Annotated in this window: 15 protein-coding genes; 12 read left to right on the top strand and 3 right to left on the bottom strand. The window is 37.4% G+C overall.

The features are described from left to right. Nucleotides 1-52 precede the first annotated feature (52 nt). The 11 genes from QUE18_RS12805 to QUE18_RS12755 all read left to right on the top strand — a co-directional run bounded on the left by QUE18_RS12805 (nt 53) and on the right by QUE18_RS12755 (nt 14566). Nucleotides 53-535 carry a MarR family winged helix-turn-helix transcriptional regulator gene (locus tag QUE18_RS12805; RefSeq protein WP_008391831.1) on the top strand — a complete coding sequence of 161 codons (483 nt, stop codon included), beginning with the start codon at nt 53-55 and terminating at the stop codon, nt 533-535. Further along, nucleotides 528-2261, top strand: a complete 1734-nt coding sequence (locus tag QUE18_RS12800) for an ABC transporter ATP-binding protein (protein WP_009203493.1) — start codon at nt 528-530, stop codon at nt 2259-2261. Before QUE18_RS12805 ends, QUE18_RS12800 begins: the two co-directional genes overlap by 8 nt. Next, nucleotides 2254-4143 (top strand): ABC transporter ATP-binding protein, encoded by a 1890-nt coding sequence (locus QUE18_RS12795; protein ID WP_009203492.1) that lies wholly within the window; start codon nt 2254-2256, stop codon nt 4141-4143. The genes QUE18_RS12800 and QUE18_RS12795 overlap by 8 nt, the downstream gene beginning before the upstream one ends. 521 nt (nt 4144-4664) lie before the next feature. Continuing rightward, complete coding sequence (locus tag QUE18_RS12790) at nt 4665-5993, top strand: dicarboxylate/amino acid:cation symporter (protein ID WP_008392163.1); 1329 nt, start codon at nt 4665-4667, stop codon at nt 5991-5993. A gap of 205 nt (nt 5994-6198) precedes the next feature. Beyond that, on the top strand, nt 6199-7764 hold the full coding sequence (locus QUE18_RS12785; protein WP_009204221.1) for an AAA family ATPase: 1566 nt from the start codon (nt 6199-6201) through the stop codon (nt 7762-7764). Nucleotides 7765-7797: 33 nt separating this feature from the next. After that, on the top strand, nt 7798-9387 hold the full coding sequence (locus QUE18_RS12780; protein ID WP_009204220.1) for an AAA family ATPase: 1590 nt from the start codon (nt 7798-7800) through the stop codon (nt 9385-9387). Between the two features lie 283 nt (nt 9388-9670). Next, a complete protein-coding gene (locus QUE18_RS12775; RefSeq protein WP_009204219.1) occupies nt 9671-11008 on the top strand; it encodes a TrkH family potassium uptake protein in 1338 nt (445 codons plus the stop codon). 19 nt (nt 11009-11027) lie between these two features. Continuing rightward, a complete protein-coding gene (locus tag QUE18_RS12770; RefSeq protein WP_022091482.1) occupies nt 11028-11675 on the top strand; it encodes a potassium channel family protein in 648 nt (215 codons plus the stop codon). Between the two features lie 25 nt (nt 11676-11700). Beyond that, nucleotides 11701-11835, top strand: coding sequence for a hypothetical protein (locus tag QUE18_RS12765; RefSeq protein WP_009204217.1), 135 nt, complete (start codon nt 11701-11703; stop codon nt 11833-11835). Nucleotides 11836-11898: 63 nt separating this feature from the next. Continuing rightward, nucleotides 11899-13875 (top strand): ATP-binding protein, encoded by a 1977-nt coding sequence (locus QUE18_RS12760; protein ID WP_009204216.1) that lies wholly within the window; start codon nt 11899-11901, stop codon nt 13873-13875. Next, nucleotides 13868-14566, top strand: a complete 699-nt coding sequence (locus QUE18_RS12755; protein ID WP_008392170.1) for a response regulator — start codon at nt 13868-13870, stop codon at nt 14564-14566. Before QUE18_RS12760 ends, QUE18_RS12755 begins: the two co-directional genes overlap by 8 nt. A 132-nt stretch (nt 14567-14698) precedes the next feature. Here QUE18_RS12755 and sdaAA read toward each other — a convergent pair whose 3' ends face one another. The 3 genes from sdaAA to QUE18_RS12740 are packed head-to-tail and all read right to left on the bottom strand — an operon-like array spanning nt 14699 to nt 17482. Then, on the bottom strand, nt 14699-15568 hold the full coding sequence (gene sdaAA, locus QUE18_RS12750; protein ID WP_009204215.1) for an L-serine ammonia-lyase, iron-sulfur-dependent, subunit alpha: 870 nt from the start codon (nt 15566-15568) through the stop codon (nt 14699-14701). Between the two features lie 18 nt (nt 15569-15586). Continuing rightward, nucleotides 15587-16255, bottom strand: a complete 669-nt coding sequence (gene sdaAB / locus QUE18_RS12745) for an L-serine ammonia-lyase, iron-sulfur-dependent subunit beta (RefSeq protein WP_009204214.1) — start codon at nt 16253-16255, stop codon at nt 15587-15589. A 3-nt stretch (nt 16256-16258) separates the two neighbouring features. Beyond that, nucleotides 16259-17482, bottom strand: a complete 1224-nt coding sequence (locus QUE18_RS12740; RefSeq protein WP_009204213.1) for a dicarboxylate/amino acid:cation symporter — start codon at nt 17480-17482, stop codon at nt 16259-16261. Nucleotides 17483-17654: 172 nt separating this feature from the next. On the opposite strand from QUE18_RS12740, the gene QUE18_RS12735 reads away from it, so the two are divergent. After that, nucleotides 17655-18530, top strand: a complete 876-nt coding sequence (locus QUE18_RS12735) for a LysR family transcriptional regulator (RefSeq protein ID WP_009204212.1) — start codon at nt 17655-17657, stop codon at nt 18528-18530. Nucleotides 18531-18750 lie beyond the last annotated feature (220 nt).

Below are 18750 nucleotides of genomic sequence, written 5' to 3'. Positions count from 1 at the left end.
TAATACTAAAAAGTTAGGAAGCTAACCATTTTGAAAAGAAAGGGATGAGTGAATGCAGGATATAAATGATAAGATCAATAACATGCACATGGGAAAACTGATCCATATGTTATCACATGAGATGAAGAGGAATCAGCCAATTGATAAAGTGATCAAGGCTGATCTTACCATCATGCAGAAACATATTTTAAAGTTTATTTTATTAGAAACAATGCATAAAGATCTTTATCAAAAAGACATTGAAGAAGAATTTCAGATCCGCAAATCAACTGTGACAGGATATGTACAGTTGATGGAGAAGAATGGATATCTGACAAGAGAAAGTGTCAAAGGAGATGCTAGAAAGAAGCGGCTGGTACCAACAGAGAAAGCCGAAGGATTAAGACAGGCAATCTTGGAAGATATTAAGCTTAGTGAAAAAAGAATGGAAAAAGGCATTCCTGAGGAAGATGTCATAACATGCAAACATGTTTTATATCAGGTATTACAAAATCTTATAGAAAAACACAAGGAGGAAGGAAAGAAAGATGAATAAGACCCTATTAAAATCAGTCCGAGAATACAAAAAACAATCCATACTTGCTCCAATCCTGGTAATTCTTGAGGTACTGATGGAAGTTTTGATTCCGATGGAGATGGCAAATATCATTGATATCGGAATGACAAGCGGAGATTTACATTATATTATCCAGCGAGGAGTGATCCTAGTTGTTATGGCAATGTTATCCCTGTTTTTCGGGATTTCAGCTGGAAATATGGCAGCCGTTGCAGGTGCTGGATATGCAAAGAACTTAAGACACGATATATTCTACAAAGTGCAGGAGTTCTCATTTAAGAATATCGACCACTTTGCAACATCAGGACTTGTCACACGTATGACAACAGATATTACAAATATCCAGATGGCCTATATGATGAGTATTCGACTACTTGCCAGAGCACCGATCATGATCATTTTATCATGGGTAATGACATTAAAGTACAGTGTGAAAGTAGCATTATTATTTTTGATCGTGATTCCATTACTAGGAGGAACATTGATCTTTATTGCGAAAAAAGCACATCCACACTTTATCAAAGTATTTGATGAATATGATATCTTAAATAATTCTGTACAGGAAAATGTAAACGCATCCCGTGTGGTAAAAGCATTTGTACGTGAAGATTATGAAATCGATAAATTCCACGGAATTTCCAAGTATGTATATACACTGTTTACAAAAGCAGAAAAGATCGTTGCATGGAACTCACCAGTTATGCAGTTTACAATGTATGTTGTTATACTTCTGCTTGTAGCGATTGGTGGAACAGGGATCATCCATGGAACAATGGGAACTGGAGAATTAACAAGTATCATCGTATACGCATTACAGATCATTGGTTCTCTGATGATGGTAACCTTCGTATTCGTAATGATCATGATCGCAGAAGCATCTACAGACCGTATTACAGAAGTTTTGGAAGAAGTACCAGAAATGCAGGATAAAGTAGATGCAGTAACAGAAGTGAAAGACGGAGAGATCATCTTTGATCATGTAAACTTCAGTTATGCAGGAGAAGGTGGAAATCTTTCCTTAAAAGATGTTGATCTTCATATCAGATCCGGACAGACAATCGGAATCATCGGTGGAACAGGTAGTGCAAAATCTACATTAGTACAGTTGATTCCAAGACTTTACGATGTTACAGAAGGATGTGTCAAAGTCGGCGGCATTGATGTCCGTGATTACAACTTAGAAGCATTAAGAGACCAGGTATCCATGGTACTCCAGAAGAATGTATTATTTACAGGAACAATTTACGATAATATCCGTTGGGGAGATGAAAATGCATCCGATGAAGAAGTTCAGAGAATGTGTAAATTAGCACAGGCAGACGGGTTTGTAAATGAATTTCCAGCTGGATACAATACACAGATCGTACAGGGTGGAAACAATGTTTCTGGTGGACAGAAACAGAGATTGTGTATCGCAAGAGCGTTATTAAAGAAACCAAAGATCTTGATCTTAGATGATTCCACAAGTGCGGTTGATACAAAGACAGATGCATTGATCCGTAAGGCATTCCGTGAAGAAATTCCGAATACAACAAAGATCATCATCGCACAGAGAGTATCTTCCATCGAAGATGCAGACCAGATCATCGTATTAGATGATGGAAAGATCATGGGTGTTGGAACATCCGAAGAATTATTAAAGACAAATGATATTTACAGAGAAGTCTATGAATCACAGGTGAAAGGGGGAGAAGACGATGAGTAAAAGACCAGAAAAGACGATCAACAAAAATACGGCGAAGACAGCAAAACGTCTTTTAAAATATGTAACAGATACTTATAAATTACAGTTTATTCTCGTGTTTGTCTGCATTTTCATCAGTGCAGCAGCTTCTGTATCTGTATCTTTATCATTGAAATTTATGCTCGATGACTTCATCCTGCCTTTGGTTGGACAGAGCAATCCAGATTTCACAAATTTTTACCACGCAATGATCGTCCTTGGATGCATCTTTGCAGCAGGTGTCATTGCAACATTTATTTATACAAGGATGATGGTATTTATCGGACAAGGAGTCCTAAAACGTGTCAGAGACGATATGTTTGAACATATGCAGACATTACCGATCCGTTATTTCGACCAGAATACAAATGGTTCGATCATGAGTTTATACACAAATGATACGGACACATTAAGACAGATGATCAGCCAGGCAATTCCTCAGGCATTGATGTCATTTTTCACGATCATTGTAACATTTATTTCTATGTTAGTATTAAGTCCGATTTTAACGATTCTTGCAGTTGTTGTTATCGGAATCATGATCACGGTGACAAAAGCGATTGGCGGAAACAGCGGAAAATACTTTATCCGCCAGCAAAAATCATTAGCCGATGTGACAGGATTTATCGAAGAGAGAATGAATGGACAGAGAGTTGTCAAAGTCTTTAACCACGAACGTAAATCAGAAGAAGAATTTGACAAGTTAAACGAATCTCTGTTTGAAAGTGCTGCAAATGCCAACAAATATGCAAATATCATGGGTCCAGTTGTAGGTAATATCGGAAACCTTCAATTTGTATTAACAGCGGTATTAGGTGGTGTGTTAGCTATTGAAGGTATTGGAGGGATCACATTAGGTGTCATGGCATCATACCTTCAGTTTACAAAGAGTTTCACACAGCCATTTATGCAGGTCGCACAGCAGTTTAACTCTATTGTAATGGCACTTGCAGGTGCAGAAAGGATCTTTGCCCTGATCGATGAAGAACCTGAGACAGATGAGGGATATGTAAGATTAGTAAATGCGAAGAAAGATGAAAATGGAAACATTATCGAATGTGAAGAAAGAACAGGAATGTGGGCATGGAAACATCCACACTCTGCAGATGGGTCTGTAACATATACAGAATTAACTGGAGATGTAAGATTTGAAGATGTAACGTTTGGCTACAACGAAGATAAAACCATCCTTCATGACATTAGTCTGTTCGCAAAACCAGGACAGAAGCTAGCATTTGTAGGATCCACAGGAGCCGGAAAAACAACGATCACAAACCTGATCAACCGCTTCTATGACATTCAGGATGGTAAGATTCGTTACGATGGAATCAACATCAAGAAGATCAAAAAAGACGACTTAAGACGTTCCTTAGGAATTGTATTACAGGATACACACCTGTTTACAGGAACGATCAAAGACAATATCCGCTACGGAAATTTAGGGGTAACCGACGAACAGATCTACGAAGCGGCCAAATTAGCACACGCAGACCAGTTCATCAAAATGCTTCCAGATGGTTACGACACCGTGATCAGCGGAGACGGAGAAGGATTATCTCAAGGACAGAGACAGTTACTATCCATCGCCAGAGCAGCCGTAGCCAACCCACCAGTACTGATCTTAGATGAAGCAACATCAAGTATTGATACAAGAACAGAAAGCATTGTACAGCGAGGAATGGATAACCTGATGAAAGGTAGAACTGTATTTGTAATCGCCCATCGACTATCTACGATCCGAAATAGTGATGCGATCATTGTACTTGAACATGGTAAGATCATTGAACGTGGAGATCATGAAGATCTTATTAAGAATAAAGGAACCTACTATCAATTATATACTGGTAAGTTGGAATTATCTTAAATTTGTGATTGGCCAACTGTAGATTTTGAGTATATGATAAAAAATAAATAAACGATCGGAAGAGCAGCTAGAGAATTTTCCTCACGTTTTTTACAGATCGCTGATTCGCCGGCTTTCCTTGCGTAACTCGCCTTCAAGGGTATTCAAAACAGAAACTCTTTGAGGCTCAGACAACGCACCAAGCCGGCTGCGAATCCGTAAAAAACGTGGCAAAATTCTAATGCTGCTCTTTCGATCGTTTATTTATTTTTTATCATATACCTAAAGTCTATAGAGTGGACAATTCACAAGATTGAAAATTTAAGTGGGTGTGTATGGAGAACAGCATTGATTGTAAAATAGGAAATTTTCAGACAGAAAGTAATGTTATTATGCTTCATAAACATTCCAACAAATCAAAATTGTATAAAAAAAGAAGCATCAAATATTCTTGACAGTATTACTAGGAAATGATATTATACGAATAATTCCTACTGGAAAACTATGAAAAAGAAAAACTATAAGAGAGGATGTGTAACAAAATGAGCATTAACACAGCAGATTTTGCCGCACTAGCAGTTACAATTGTTTTGTTTGCGGTTATCTATTATTTAGATTATAAGAAAGGCGTAGACTTCGGACTTTTAACATTATTAGGAACAGTTTTTGGAATCGCAGTTGGTCTGGGATTTGGAAATCATTTTACATATGTTGAGATTTTCGGACGTATCTATACCAATGTATTGACAGCACTTGTTGTACCAATGCTGTTATTTAGTATCATCGCAAGTATCACAAATCTAAGCGAATCCATTCATTTAAAGAAAATCGGTGGAAAGTCAATCTTTTATCTGATCTTAAATACAGCGATCGCAAGTACGATTACAGTGATCGCAGCAGTCATCTTAAAAGTCGGTGATGGATTTGCTTACAAAGTAGCTGATGGATATCAGAAAGTGGAAGTTCCATCTGTTGTTGATACGATCGTAAACTTATTCCCAAGCAACTTCGCAACAAACTGGAGTGAAGGACAGATCATTCCGATCGTCGTATTTGCGATCATTATTGCATTATCTTACAATGCAATTTCCAAAGAAAATGAATCCGTAAAACCATTTAAAGCATTTATTGATGCAGGAAATCAGGTGATCGGACAGGCAATTGACTGGATCATTGGATTTACACCATATGCAGTATTATCTTTCTTGGCAAGAGCCGTTGGAAGAAGCAGTGTCACGGAATTGCTGCCATTATTAAGTACATTAGTTTTATCTTATATCTTATGTGCAGTTCAGGCATTTGGAGTAGAAGGATTATTAATTAAATTTGTAGCAAAATTAAGTCCTGTTAAATTCTTTAAAGGAATCGCACCAGCTCAGTATGTAGCATTTACGACACAAAGCAGTGTTGGTACGATTCCGGTTACATTAAGACAGTTAAAAGAAGCACTTGGAGTTGATGGAGATGTAGCATCATTTACGGCAGGTCTTGGAGCCAATGTTGGAATGCCAGCATGTGCAGGAATCTGGCCAGCATTAACAGCGGTATTTAGTGTTCATATGTTAGGATATCATTACGGAATTGCACAGTATGCATTTCTGATCCTGATCACATTAGTAGTATCTGTTGGAACAGTCGGGGTTCCAGGAACAGCGACGATCACATCAACAGCTGTATTTGCAGCACTTGGCTTACCAATCGAATTAGTTGTCGTATTTGCACCAATCTCAACGATCGTTGACATGGCAAGAACAATGACAAATGTAACAGGAGCAGCAACAGCAGCCGTTATCACAGCAGCAACAGAAGGTCTGGTTGATGAAGAAGTTTACAATTCAGATCAGGCAAAACATGTTGCAGTAAACAACTAGGATAGAAGAAATTCTATATATAATCACTGTATGAAAAGACACTTGATCGTAACGTATATTTTATGTATGTTATGAACAGGTGTTTTTTCATTTCAGGTAATCAATATAAGTTGAGGCGGCTAAAATTTCGTGCTATCATAATCAATATAGATAAGAGCACGAAGTTTTTTCATATTATAGAAAATTGATTCAAGGAGGTGATCGTATGGGAAATTATCTAAATCCAGGGAATGAAAAGTTCAGAAGAATGATTCAGTCTGAAATTTATGTAGATAAGACAGGGATGATAAAATATACGAATTCCGTACTAGATACAGCACAAAACTATGTCTGTGTCAGCCGTCCAAGAAGATTTGGGAAGTCAATGGCTGCGAATATGCTGACAGCTTATTACAGCCGCGGTTGTAATTCAAAAGAATTATTTGGAAAGTTTGAAATTGCAAAAGATAAAGATTTTGAAAAATATCTGAATCAATATAATACCATATTCTTAAATATGCAGGAATTTCTAAGTCGAAGTCATAATGTAGAAGAATTGATCGATCGTGTGAAGAAGCTTGTGATCAGAGATTTGAAAATGGAATATCCAGAAGTTGATTATTTTGACGATACAGATTTGATTGAGTGTATGCAGGATATTTATGCACAAATGCAGTACCCATTTGTTATGATCATTGATGAATGGGATTGCATTTTTAGGGAATATAAACAAGATAAAGAAGCACAGGAAAAATATTTAGATTTTCTACGGGACTTATTAAAAGATAAGGCATGTATTTATCTATCTTACATGACAGGAATTTTACCGATTAAGAAATATGGAACACATTCGGCACTGAATATGTTTGATGAATTTTCCATGATCGACCCGGGACCTTTAGCATGTTATGTCGGGTTTACAGAACAAGAAGTCAAAAAGCTCTGTGAACAATACGGAATGGATATGGAAGAAGTCAAGAACTGGTATGACGGATATTCATTTGATGGAGTACCGTCTGTGTATAGTCCAAGATCAGTTGTAAATAGTATGAGATTTCAAAAGATATCAAATTACTGGAATCAGACAGAGACTTTTGAAGCATTACAGATGTATATTGATATGAATTTTGAGCATCTAAAAGATGATGTTTTAAGTATGATCGCTGGAGAAAGTGTAGCGGTAAATACCGAAAGTTTTACCAATGATATGGCAACTTTCAGAACGGAAGATGATGTGCTGACATTATTGATCCATCTTGGATATCTTGCATATGATGATAAGACGAAAACAGTCAAGATACCAAATAGTGAGATTCGGGCAGAATATGTAAATACAGTTTCAGTATCAGACTGGGGATCTGTTTCAAAAGCACTAAAAGATTCTGCAGATACATTAAATGCAATCTGGCAAGGCAGAGAAGAACAGGTATCGAAAGCCATTGAACAGGCACATTTTGAGACATCACATATCCAGTATAATGATGAAAATGCATTGAGTTATACGATTTCACTCGCATTATATGCAGCAAGGAATTTTTATACCATTCACAGAGAACTGGCAGGTGGAAAAGGATTTGCAGATTTGGTCTTTATTCCGAAAAAACAATTTGCAGAGAAACCGGCATTGGTAGTTGAATTAAAATGGGATCAGAGCGCAGAAGGTGCGATCAAGCAGATCAAAGATAAGAAGTATTTTGAAAGTTTGGAAGAATATCAGGATAATCTGTTGTTGATTGGTATTAATTATGATAAGAAAACAAAAGAACACGTGTGTAAAATAGAGAAATATTAAAAACAGGTAAAAGGAATTGGAGAGGTATAAAATATGGGCAGATTTGTTAATCCAGATAATAGTGCGTTTCAAGCAGCACTTAATTCCAGAATTTATGTAGATAAAACAGGATTGATCGTATGTATGAATGAAGTTCTGGATTCTACAGATGCGTATATTTGTAATAGCCGCCCAAGACGTTTTGGAAAATCATATGCAGCGAATATGCTTGCAGCATATTACAGTAAGGGAGCAGAATCAGAAAAGATGTTTTCTGATCTTGAGATAGGACAATCAGAAGATTTTAAGAAACATTTGAATAAATATGACGTGATTCATATTGATGTACAATGGTTTTTGATAAATTGCGAAGATGCGGATAATGTTGTGCCATATATCACAAGAGTTGTGCTGGATGAATTGCGTGAAGTTTATCCAGAGATTTTACGTCAAGAAGTGGTATCTTTGCCAGATGCACTTTCTCTGGTTAAGGATAAGACAGGACGGAAATTTATCATTATCATTGATGAATGGGATGTGCTGATCAGAGATGAATCAGCGAACAAAAAGGTGCAGGATGAGTATATCCGATTCCTAAGAGGTATGTTTAAGGGAACAGAACCAACGAAATATATTCAACTTGCTTATCTTACAGGCATCTTGCCGATCAAGAAAGAAAAAACACAATCAGCACTTAACAATTTTCGAGAATATTCCATGTTGAATGCAGGATGTTTAGCTTCTTACATCGGTTTTACAGAAGATGAAGTAAAAGCACTTTGTGAGACATATAAGAAGGATTTTACAGAAGTCAAACGTTGGTATGATGGATATCAGTTAGGAAAATATCATGTCTATAATCCCAATGCAGTTGTAAACTTGATGGCGGATGGAAACTTCCAAAGTTATTGGTCAGGAACAGCTTCTTATGATTCGATTGTTCCATTGATCAATATGGATTTTGATGGATTGAAGACCGCAATTATTGAAATGGTGTCGGGAGCATCTGTTGAAGTAGATGTTGGGTCATTCCAAAATGACGTTGAGAATATTGTAAATAAAGATGACGTTTTAACATATTTGATTCATATGGGATACTTAGCGTATTCAAGTGTTAATAGGATGGCATTTGTACCGAATGAAGAGATAAGACAAGAACTGATTCGTGCAACAAAAAGAAAAGAATGGAATGAAATGCTGAAATTTCAGCAAGAATCAGAGGATTTACTGGATGCAACTTTGGATATGGATGGAGAAATAGTTGCAGCTCAGATTGAGAAGATCCATGAGGAATATGTTTCAGCAATTCAATATAACAATGAAAATTCACTCAGCAGTGTATTGGCATTAGCTTATTTGAGTGCAATGCAGTATTATTTTAAACCGGTCAGGGAATTTCCTACAGGACGTGGGTTCGCAGATTTTGTGTTTATTCCAAAAACAGAATATCGAAATGATTATCCGGCACTTGTTGTGGAATTGAAGTGGAATAAGAGTGCTGTTAGTGCATTGCAACAGATTAAGGATAAAAAATATCCAGATTCTATTCAAAAATATGCAGGTAATGTTTTGCTTGTGGGAATTAATTATAGTAAAAAAGAAAAGAAGCATGAATGTATGATTGAAGAATACTTGAAAAAATAAGAAACAATAAAATCCATGAGAACAACAAACCAAAAAATCGTGTTCTCATGGATTTTATATTTTACAGATATTTTTACGAAATCCCAGAGGCAGAAGCGACCCGCCGCAGGCGGAGAATCCTGTAAAGCAGGATCCTTTCTTGAAATCATATTATGCTCCTTTTTTCTTTATACAATCTTAATACAAGAGAACATATCCTTACACTATCTTTTTATCATAAAAGATATAATAATGATAAGATCAAAAAGTCATAAAATAATTTGAAAAAGAGGTAAGATCATATATGCCATGGAAGATTTATAAAAAAAGACATTTAACATCATTTCAGGTGATCATATTAGGGTTCGCAGGAGTGATCCTTTTTGGAGCATTGATCCTGATGCTGCCAATTTCATCGGTTCAGGGAATCATAACACCATTTCATAAAGCATTATTTACGTCAACTTCTGCAGTATGTGTGACAGGGCTTGCAGTCGTGGATACTGGAAGTTACTGGTCTGCTTTTGGACAGACAGTGATCATGTTTCTGATACAGATCGGAGGTCTGGGAGTTATAACAACAGCAACAGCCGTATTTATATTATCAGGAAGAAAAATATCGATTATGCAGCGAAGCACGATGCAAAATGCGATCTCTGCACCAAAAGTAGGAGGGATCGTTCGATTGATGAGTTTTATTTTAAAAGGAACTTTATTGATCGAATTGATCGGTGCGTTATTCATGATGCCTGTTTTCTGTCATGATTTTGGATTACGGGGAATCTGGATGTCGATCTTTCATTCTGTATCAGCCTTTTGTAATGCAGGATTTGATCTTCTTGGAACAAAATGGCATCCATTTGTATCATTGACATCATATGCGGTAAATCCAGTGATCAACATTGTGATCATGTTACTGATCATCATTGGTGGAATTGGATTTTTTACATGGGAAGACATTTATCTCCATAAATTTCATTTTAAGCATTACCATATGCAGAGTAAGGTTATTCTAACTACAACATTATGTCTGATCTTGTTACCAGCTGTTTTCTTTTTCTTTCAGGATTATGGAAATCTATCAGGGATTCACCGGTTGCTTGCATCATTGTTTCAAGCTGTGACACCGAGAACTGCAGGATTTAATACGACAGATCTTTCGATGCTGACAGGAGCATCAAAGGCAATGATGATTTTATTGATGTTGATCGGAGGTTCACCAAGTTCTACAGCAGGAGGTATGAAAACAACAACATTTGCTCTGTTACTTTTAAATGTACTGGCGACCTTTCAAAGTTGTGATGATGTGACAGCATTTGGAAGAAGAATCGATGCTAGTGTGATAAAAAATGCAACAACGATCGCAATGATGTATTTTATCTTGTTTTTTGCAGGCGGAATGACGATCAGTGTGTATGAGGGACTGCCGCTTTCAAGCTGTCTGTTTGAAGCAGCATCTGCAGTTGGAACCGTAGGTTTGACATTAGGAATCACACCAAAACTTCATATTTTGTCACAGATCATTTTGATCATACTGATGTATCTGGGACGTGTTGGCGGTTTGACGCTGATCTATGCAGTATTTTCAGATAAAAATAAACGAAAAGCAAGACTACCACTTGATAAGATCATAGTGGGATAAAAGAAAGAGGGAATTGATGATGAAGAATATTTTATTGATCGGACTTGGACGTTTTGGAAAACATATAGCGATACAGTCAAGTCAGCTTGGACATGAGATCATGGCAGTTGATCTGGATGAGGAAAGAGTGAATGATGCACTTCCATATGTTACGAATGCACAGATCGGGGACAGTACGAATGAGGAATTTTTAAAATCTCTGGGGATTGCAAATTATGATATCTGTTTTGTTACGATCGGTGGGAATTTCCAAAATTCGTTGGAAACCACCTGTCTGTTAAAAGAACTTGGAGGCAAAATGGTTATTTCCAGAGCTGAACGAGATGTACAGGAAAAATTCCTCTTACGAAATGGAGCCGATAAGGTAGTCTATCCAGAAAAAATGGTGGCAAAATGGGCAACGATCCGTTATACCGATGATCATATTCTTGATTATATGGAAGTCGATGCCTCACATGCGATCTTTGAGGTAGAGGTTCCGAAGGAATGGATCGGAAAGACAGTGGGAAAACTTGATATTAGAAAAAAATATGATATTAACATTATGGCAGTAAAAGATGATGGAAAAGTAAGTATGGCGATATCTGCGGATACCTGTTTTAAGGAAGATGTTACATTATTGGTATTAGGAGAATATAAAGCGATCAAAAAGTGTTTTTGTATCTGATGTCATGAAAAAGAGGTGAGAGCTTATGTCAGATTTCATTTTAGCATTGGCGGTAATACTGATGTTTGCATTTGTGTTATTCTTTTTGAAAAAAGTAAATTATTTTCTTGGAGAAAATCGGAAAGTAATTGACAGGGAGCAAGATGATGACGATGATTGATGTGTTTATGGATTATTATTGACGATCGTGATATAATGCATCCGATAAGGAAAGGGGGCCAAGATGAGCACAGGAGAATTTGTAGAGCTGAACAAAGAAAACGAACACATTCTTGTTTGTCTTTCTTCTTCACCATCGAATGAAAAGATCATACGTACAGCAGCAAAAATGGCAAGAGATATGCGGGCACGTTTTACGGCATTGTATGTACAGACAGGAAAAAGAGAAAGAGAATCGGACAAAAGAAGACTGGAAGCTCATGTACAATTTGCAAAGGAATCTGGTGCGGAAATCGTAATGACACATGGGGAAAATGTTCCGGTACAGATCGCGGAATATGCACATTTATCAAATGTCACAAAAATCGTGATCGGACAAAGCAGTGCAAAGAGAAATCACTTTTTCAGCAAACAGACATTAACAGAGAAGTTGATCGAGGCTGTTCCTGATATTGATATCCACATTATTCCAGATGCGATGAACTTAGATAATTATCGAAAACCGCATGGAGCGGTTTATGTAGGAAAGCCTACGATGAAAGACAGTTTATTGACATTATTTATATTTGCAGTTTGTACGTTGATCGGTCTATTCATCCAGAAACTTCAATTTACAGATACAAACATCGTTACAATTTATATTTTGGGTGTTTTATTAACGTCAATCCTTACAGATGGATATTTATACAGCATTGGAGGTTCTGTCTTAAGTGTATTTTTGTTCTGCTTTTTCCTTACGGAACCAAGAATGTCATTTCAGACATATGCAGTTGGATATCCGGTAACTTTTGTGATCATGTTAATATCTTCTGTCATTACTGGAACACTTGCAGCAAAATTAAAAACACATGCAAGGCTTTCAGCACAATCTGCATTTCGTACACAGATTTTATTTGACACAGACCGGTTACTTCAAAAAGCAAAAAACGATACGGATATTTTAAGTATTACATGTACACAGCTTATCAAATTATTAGACCGCAGTATTGTAGCATATGTTGTGGAAGGCGATGAATTGTCAGCACCACATATATTTTCGAATAAAAAGAAAGAACAGACAGAAGATTTATTGACAAGCAGGGAGCAGGAGATCGCAAAATGGGTGTATGAAAACAAGCAGCGTGCTGGAGCAACGACCGAACGTTTTAAAGATGCACAGTGTCTATACCTTGCCATTTGTATTGAGGATAATGTGTATGGTGTGATCGCAATACCAGTTGACGAATATACATTAGATTCCTTCGAATATAGTATCTTACTTTCTGTGATCAATGAATGTGCACTTGCCATGGAAAATAAAAAGAATATCATGGAGAAAGAAAAAATCTCCGTTCTTGCCAAAAATGAACAGTTAAGAGCAGATCTGCTTCGTGCGATCTCACATGATCTAAGGACACCACTTTGTTCCATTTCTGGGAATGCAGACATGCTGTTAAATAGTGGAGAACGTCTTGATGATATAACAAAACATCAGATTTATACAGATATTTATGATGATTCAGAATGGTTGATCAATATCGTTGAAAATTTATTATCGATCACAAGATTAAATGATGGAAGATTAAAACTGAAATTTACAGATCAATTATTAGATGAGGTGATCGCGGAATCATTACGGCATATCAGCAGGAAACATGAAGAGTATCAGATCGTTACAGAATGCGATGAATTGATACTTGCACGTATGGATGTGCGGCTGATCCTGCAAGTGTTGATCAATCTGGTCGATAATGCAATTAAATATACACCGAAAGGATCTACAATCCGCATTTGTGCCATGAATGAAAATGGAAAAGCAAAGATTCAAGTAGAAGATAACGGCCCTGGAATTTGTGATGAAATGAAGCCGCATATATTTGAAATGTTTTATACAGGGAAAAATACGATCGCAGACAGCCATCGAAGTCTTGGTTTAGGTTTGGCACTTTGCCGTTCGATCATAGAGGTGCATAACGGGAAACTGGTGTTGGAGGACAATACACCACATGGTTGTATTTTTTCTTTCACACTGCCATTAAGTGAGGTTACATTAAATGAATAAAGCATTAATTTTAGTCGTGGAGGATGACCGGCCAATCCGTAATCTGATCGTGACAACATTAAAAACACATGATTATAAATATATTACAGCAGAGAATGGAAGTTCAGCTATTTTAGAGGCATCTTCTCATAAACCAGAGATCATTTTATTAGATCTTGGATTGCCTGATATGGAAGGTGTGGATGTGATCAAAAAAGTAAGAACATGGTCTAACGTACCAATTATCGTTATCAGTGCAAGAAGTGAAGATGTAGATAAAATAGAAGCACTGGATGCAGGAGCAGATGATTATATCACAAAACCATTTTCAGTTGATGAACTGCTTGCAAGGATCAGGGTTACACAGCGCCGATTAGCATTGATCCAGTCAGGCGAGGAACAAGAACAAGCAGTCTTTGTAAATGGAGAGTTAAAGATCGACTATACAGCAGGATCTACATATTTAAAAGATAAAGAACTGCATTTAACACCAATCGAATATAAATTATTATGTTTGCTGTCTCATAATGTTGGAAAAGTACTGACTCACACTTATATCACGCAACAGATCTGGGGCAGTTCACTGGAAAATGATGTTGCATCACTTAGAGTGTTTATGGCAACATTACGGAAGAAATTACAGCCAGATAAAGATGGCATGCAGTATATACAGACACATATAGGTATTGGATATCGGATGCTTAAGATATAGTAAATAAAGAGTGTCTGCATCATTAAGTGATGCAGACACTCTTTTAGATACCAATATATGAAAACACCCAAAAGAGGCAAAAAAGAGATTGATTTATTACCTACTATTTAAAAATGTGTTCTGAAGGAATTTTTACGCACAACCTCCGCATGCAGCACATGCAGAAGGAGTTGCAGCGCAGCCTCCCTGGGCGGTTTCTCTTAGTTCAGCTGGCAGTCGTTTACCAACGATATACATTGCGTTTAACATTTCGTCAAACGGGATGAGCTGATGGATTCCAGATAAAGAAATCTCAGCTGCGATGATCGCATTTGCAACACCTGCGGCATTACGGTTCTGGCATGGATATTCCACCAACCCGCCAACGGGGTCACAAACAAGACCTAACATATTCATTAAAACGGTAGAGGCAGCTCCAAGACATTGTTCTGGATCACCGCCAAGCAGTTCGACAATGGCAGAAGCAGCCATCGCAGAAGCAACACCGACTTCCGCCTGACACCCGCCGACAGCACCTGCAACCGTTGCATTTCTCATAGCAAGATATCCGATCGCACTGGCATTAAACAGTGCCTGAATGATTTGTTCATCATCTAATTTATGAACTTCCTGAAGCCCAAGTAAAAGTCCAGGAACGATTCCGGCAGACCCTGCGGTTGGGGATGCTACGATCAACCCCATGGATGCATTCGTCTCAAGAGTCGCCATCGCATAGATCATACTTTTTTCTAACAGATCACCACAGATTCCAAATCCAGAATGATACCGGGAAGCAATCTTCTTTGCCTCGCCACCGATCAGTCCACCCATGGAACGAACCGGTTCTTTGATCGGAGTAAAAGCAGCATTTTTCATGATCTCAAGAACTCTTGCCATTGCATCATGAACCGTATCAGCTTCTTTTTCCCCTTCTATGATCTCACGCTGTCTCATCACTTCGGAGATTGGAAGATCATGTTTTTTACATAAATCAAGCAATTCATTTGCGTTTTTAAAATCCATAATATTTCAGTCTCCTTTCTACAGCTGAATGATCATAACATCTGAGACATTTGGGCTTTTCCTAATCTCCTCTGCGATGTTTTCAGGAAGAAGCCCATCGGATTCAACGATAGAATAAGCTGTATTTCCTTTAGATTCTCTGAAAAGACGCATAAAAGCGATATTAACATCCTGATCACTCAGACATTTTGTGATATAAGTAACAACGCCAGGTTTATCTTTCTGGATCACGATCAAGGTACTGTATTCCCCGGTAAAATCAACTTCTACATCATTGATACGGCAAATTCTGGCTTTTCCACCGCCTAAAGATTCCCCACGGATCATGATGTGATCTCCGTTTTCATTTGCCATTAAGATATCCACTGTATTTGGATGGACATCAGTTTCTATTTCATTTGGTACAAAAGAGAAATCAAGTCCAATGTCTTTTGCAATCTCGAAAGAATCACGGATTCTCATATCATCGGTTCCAAATCCCATGATTCCACCTAATAAGGCACGATCCGTTCCGTGTCCATGATAAGTTTTTGCAAAAGATCCATAGAGTGTAAACTGAACTTTTTTCAGTGTACTATTTAACATTTTTCTTGCGAGAAATGCAATCCTTGCAGCCCCAGCTGTGTGGGAGCTTGAAGGACCGATCATATTTGGTCCCATAACATCAAATGCACTGATAAAAGACATAAATTAAGCCTCCACTGTATCTTCTTTTAAAATAAATTTCTTGTAAATAGAATCTACAACGATTCCAATCGCATTATCTCCGGAAATGTTACATGCAGTTCCGAAAGAATCCTGTGTGATATAAAGTGCAACCATTAAAGCACAGATTGGTCCGTTTGTATCTCCTGCTGTTGTACCAAATACCATGTAAAGGAAAGGTAATGCAGTCATGATAGATCCACCTGGAGCTCCAGGAGAAGCGACCATTGCAACACCAAGTGTCATAATAAATGGAATAACAGTTGCAAGGCTGATCGGTAACTGATTCATCAAACATACAGCAGTTGCACATGCTGTGATCGTGATCATAGAACCTGCCATGTGGATATTGGCACAAAGAGGCACTACAAAGTTACGGATCTGAGCACTGACACCGTCATTCTTTGCACATTCCAGATTGACAGGAATTGTAGCAGCAGAAGACTGAGTTCCTAAAGCTGTAGTATAACCAGGAACCTGATTTTTAATAAGAGAGAGAGGATTCTTTTTGCTGACAGAACCTGCAATTATAAACTGGATCGTGATACATACAAAGTGCATGATGATCACTACAAGGAATACTTTCCATAAGATTCCAAGGATTGCAAATGTTTTCCCTGATTTCGTCATATCAGTAAATGTACCACAGATATACAATGGCAATAAAGGAATGATCGTTTTGTGAAGGACTTTATCGATGATCGTTGAGAAATCGCTCATTCCGTTGTAAAGGCTGTTTCCGATCTCTTTACTTTTCATTGTGGATAAGCATAATCCTAAAATGAAAGCAAGAACAACAGCAGATAATGTATCAAACAGCGGTGTGATCGTCAGTGAAAAATAAGGTTTCAGTGACGCATCAGCAGTCGCAGCAATCTGATCTAATGCCCCAGAAGTCATAAAGTGTGGGAACAGATTGGATGATACAAGGTAAGAAGCTGTACCAGCAAGTAAAGTTGAACCATAAGCAAGAGCAACGGTAATTAAAAGCAGCTGTCCAGCACCTTGTGACAGATCAGCGATTCCCATAGTTACATAAGCAAGGATCATCAGTGGAATGATGAATTTTAAGTAGGTACTGAAGAATCCAGACAGTGTTACAACAAAGCGGCAGAATCCAGTTGGAAGGAACTGTCCAAACAGGATACCAATAATGATGGCAATAATGAGTTTTGGTACCAGACCAAGTTTAAATTTTTTCTTTTCCATTTTTAATTACTCCTCTAAAAGCTTAATCACATATCATCGTAGTTTGTTTAATGTGCACAAAAAATGTTTGACGTCTTTATGTTTGTATTGTATCATCCACGTATAGATGAATCAAATTCATAGATTTAATGATAACATTGAAAATTATTCATAATAGTACAAAGGAGAAAAAATGGAATTCCGTCAGATACAGACATTTATGCAGATAGCACAAGTGAAGAACTTCTCAAAAACCGCAGAATTACTAGGTTATTCGCAATCTGCTGTAACAGTACAGATCCGTCAGTTAGAGACAGAATTAGGAGTGCGGTTATTTGACCGTACAGGAAAAAAAGTGATACTCACACCGAAAGGAAAAGAATTTTTAATACATGCAAATAAGATCATTGATGAAATGCACAAGGCAAAAGATGCAATGAATGATACTGCAGAGTTAAAAAATCCATTACATATCGGAACGATTGAATCACTCTGCACTGTCAAATTGCAAGAAATTGTACAGCGGTTTCGGAAAGAACATCCACAGGTTAGAATTCAGATCACGATCGGTTCTCCAGAACGCCTGATCCAGAAGATGGAACACAATGAACTCGATGTCATTTATATTCTGGACACACCAAGATGGAATAAAAACTGGGTGAAAGTCATGGAAAAAGCGGAGCCTGTGATCTTTGTGTCTGCACCAAATTATAAATTAGCAGGGAAAAAGGATATTGAGATCGAAGAAATTTTAAATGCACCATTTTATCTGACAGAACGAAACGCAAATTACAGACAGGCATTAGAACAGGAACTGGCACTTCACAAACAGACATTATCACCAGTGCTTGAATGCAGTGATACGGCCTTTATCAAGAAAATGTTAAAGACAGGGAAAGGGCTTTCTTATCTTCCATTATTTGTTGTAGAAAAGGATATTGAAGAAGGGAAGATCGCAAAATTAGATGTGAAAGATATTGATATTACAATGTATCGACAAGTGTTTTATCATGCAAATAAATATATGACAAAAGAAATGGAGAAATTTGTGGAGTACTGCAGGTTGTGATTTGTTGGTTTGATAACATGTTAGAAATAAAATTTTAAAAAAATTAGCACTCACCTCTTGACAGTGCTAATAATAGATGTTATAGTACAACTAGAGCAAGAGGGAAGGGCTTAAGAGAGAAGCCAAAGAACCGAAGGCTCCATAAGATACAACAAGTCATATTGAGAACTTCTCAATATGCTTCACATAAAAGGCAAGTGTCAGGAATTACCCTGACACG

Origin of the sequence: Anaerostipes hadrus ATCC 29173 = JCM 17467 (assembly GCF_030296915.1) — a bacterium.
In the GTDB taxonomy this organism is placed as follows: domain Bacteria; phylum Bacillota; class Clostridia; order Lachnospirales; family Lachnospiraceae; genus Anaerostipes; species Anaerostipes hadrus.
The sequence above is the reverse complement of the archived record's forward strand: the minus strand, read 5'-3'. Positions and strand labels throughout refer to the sequence as shown.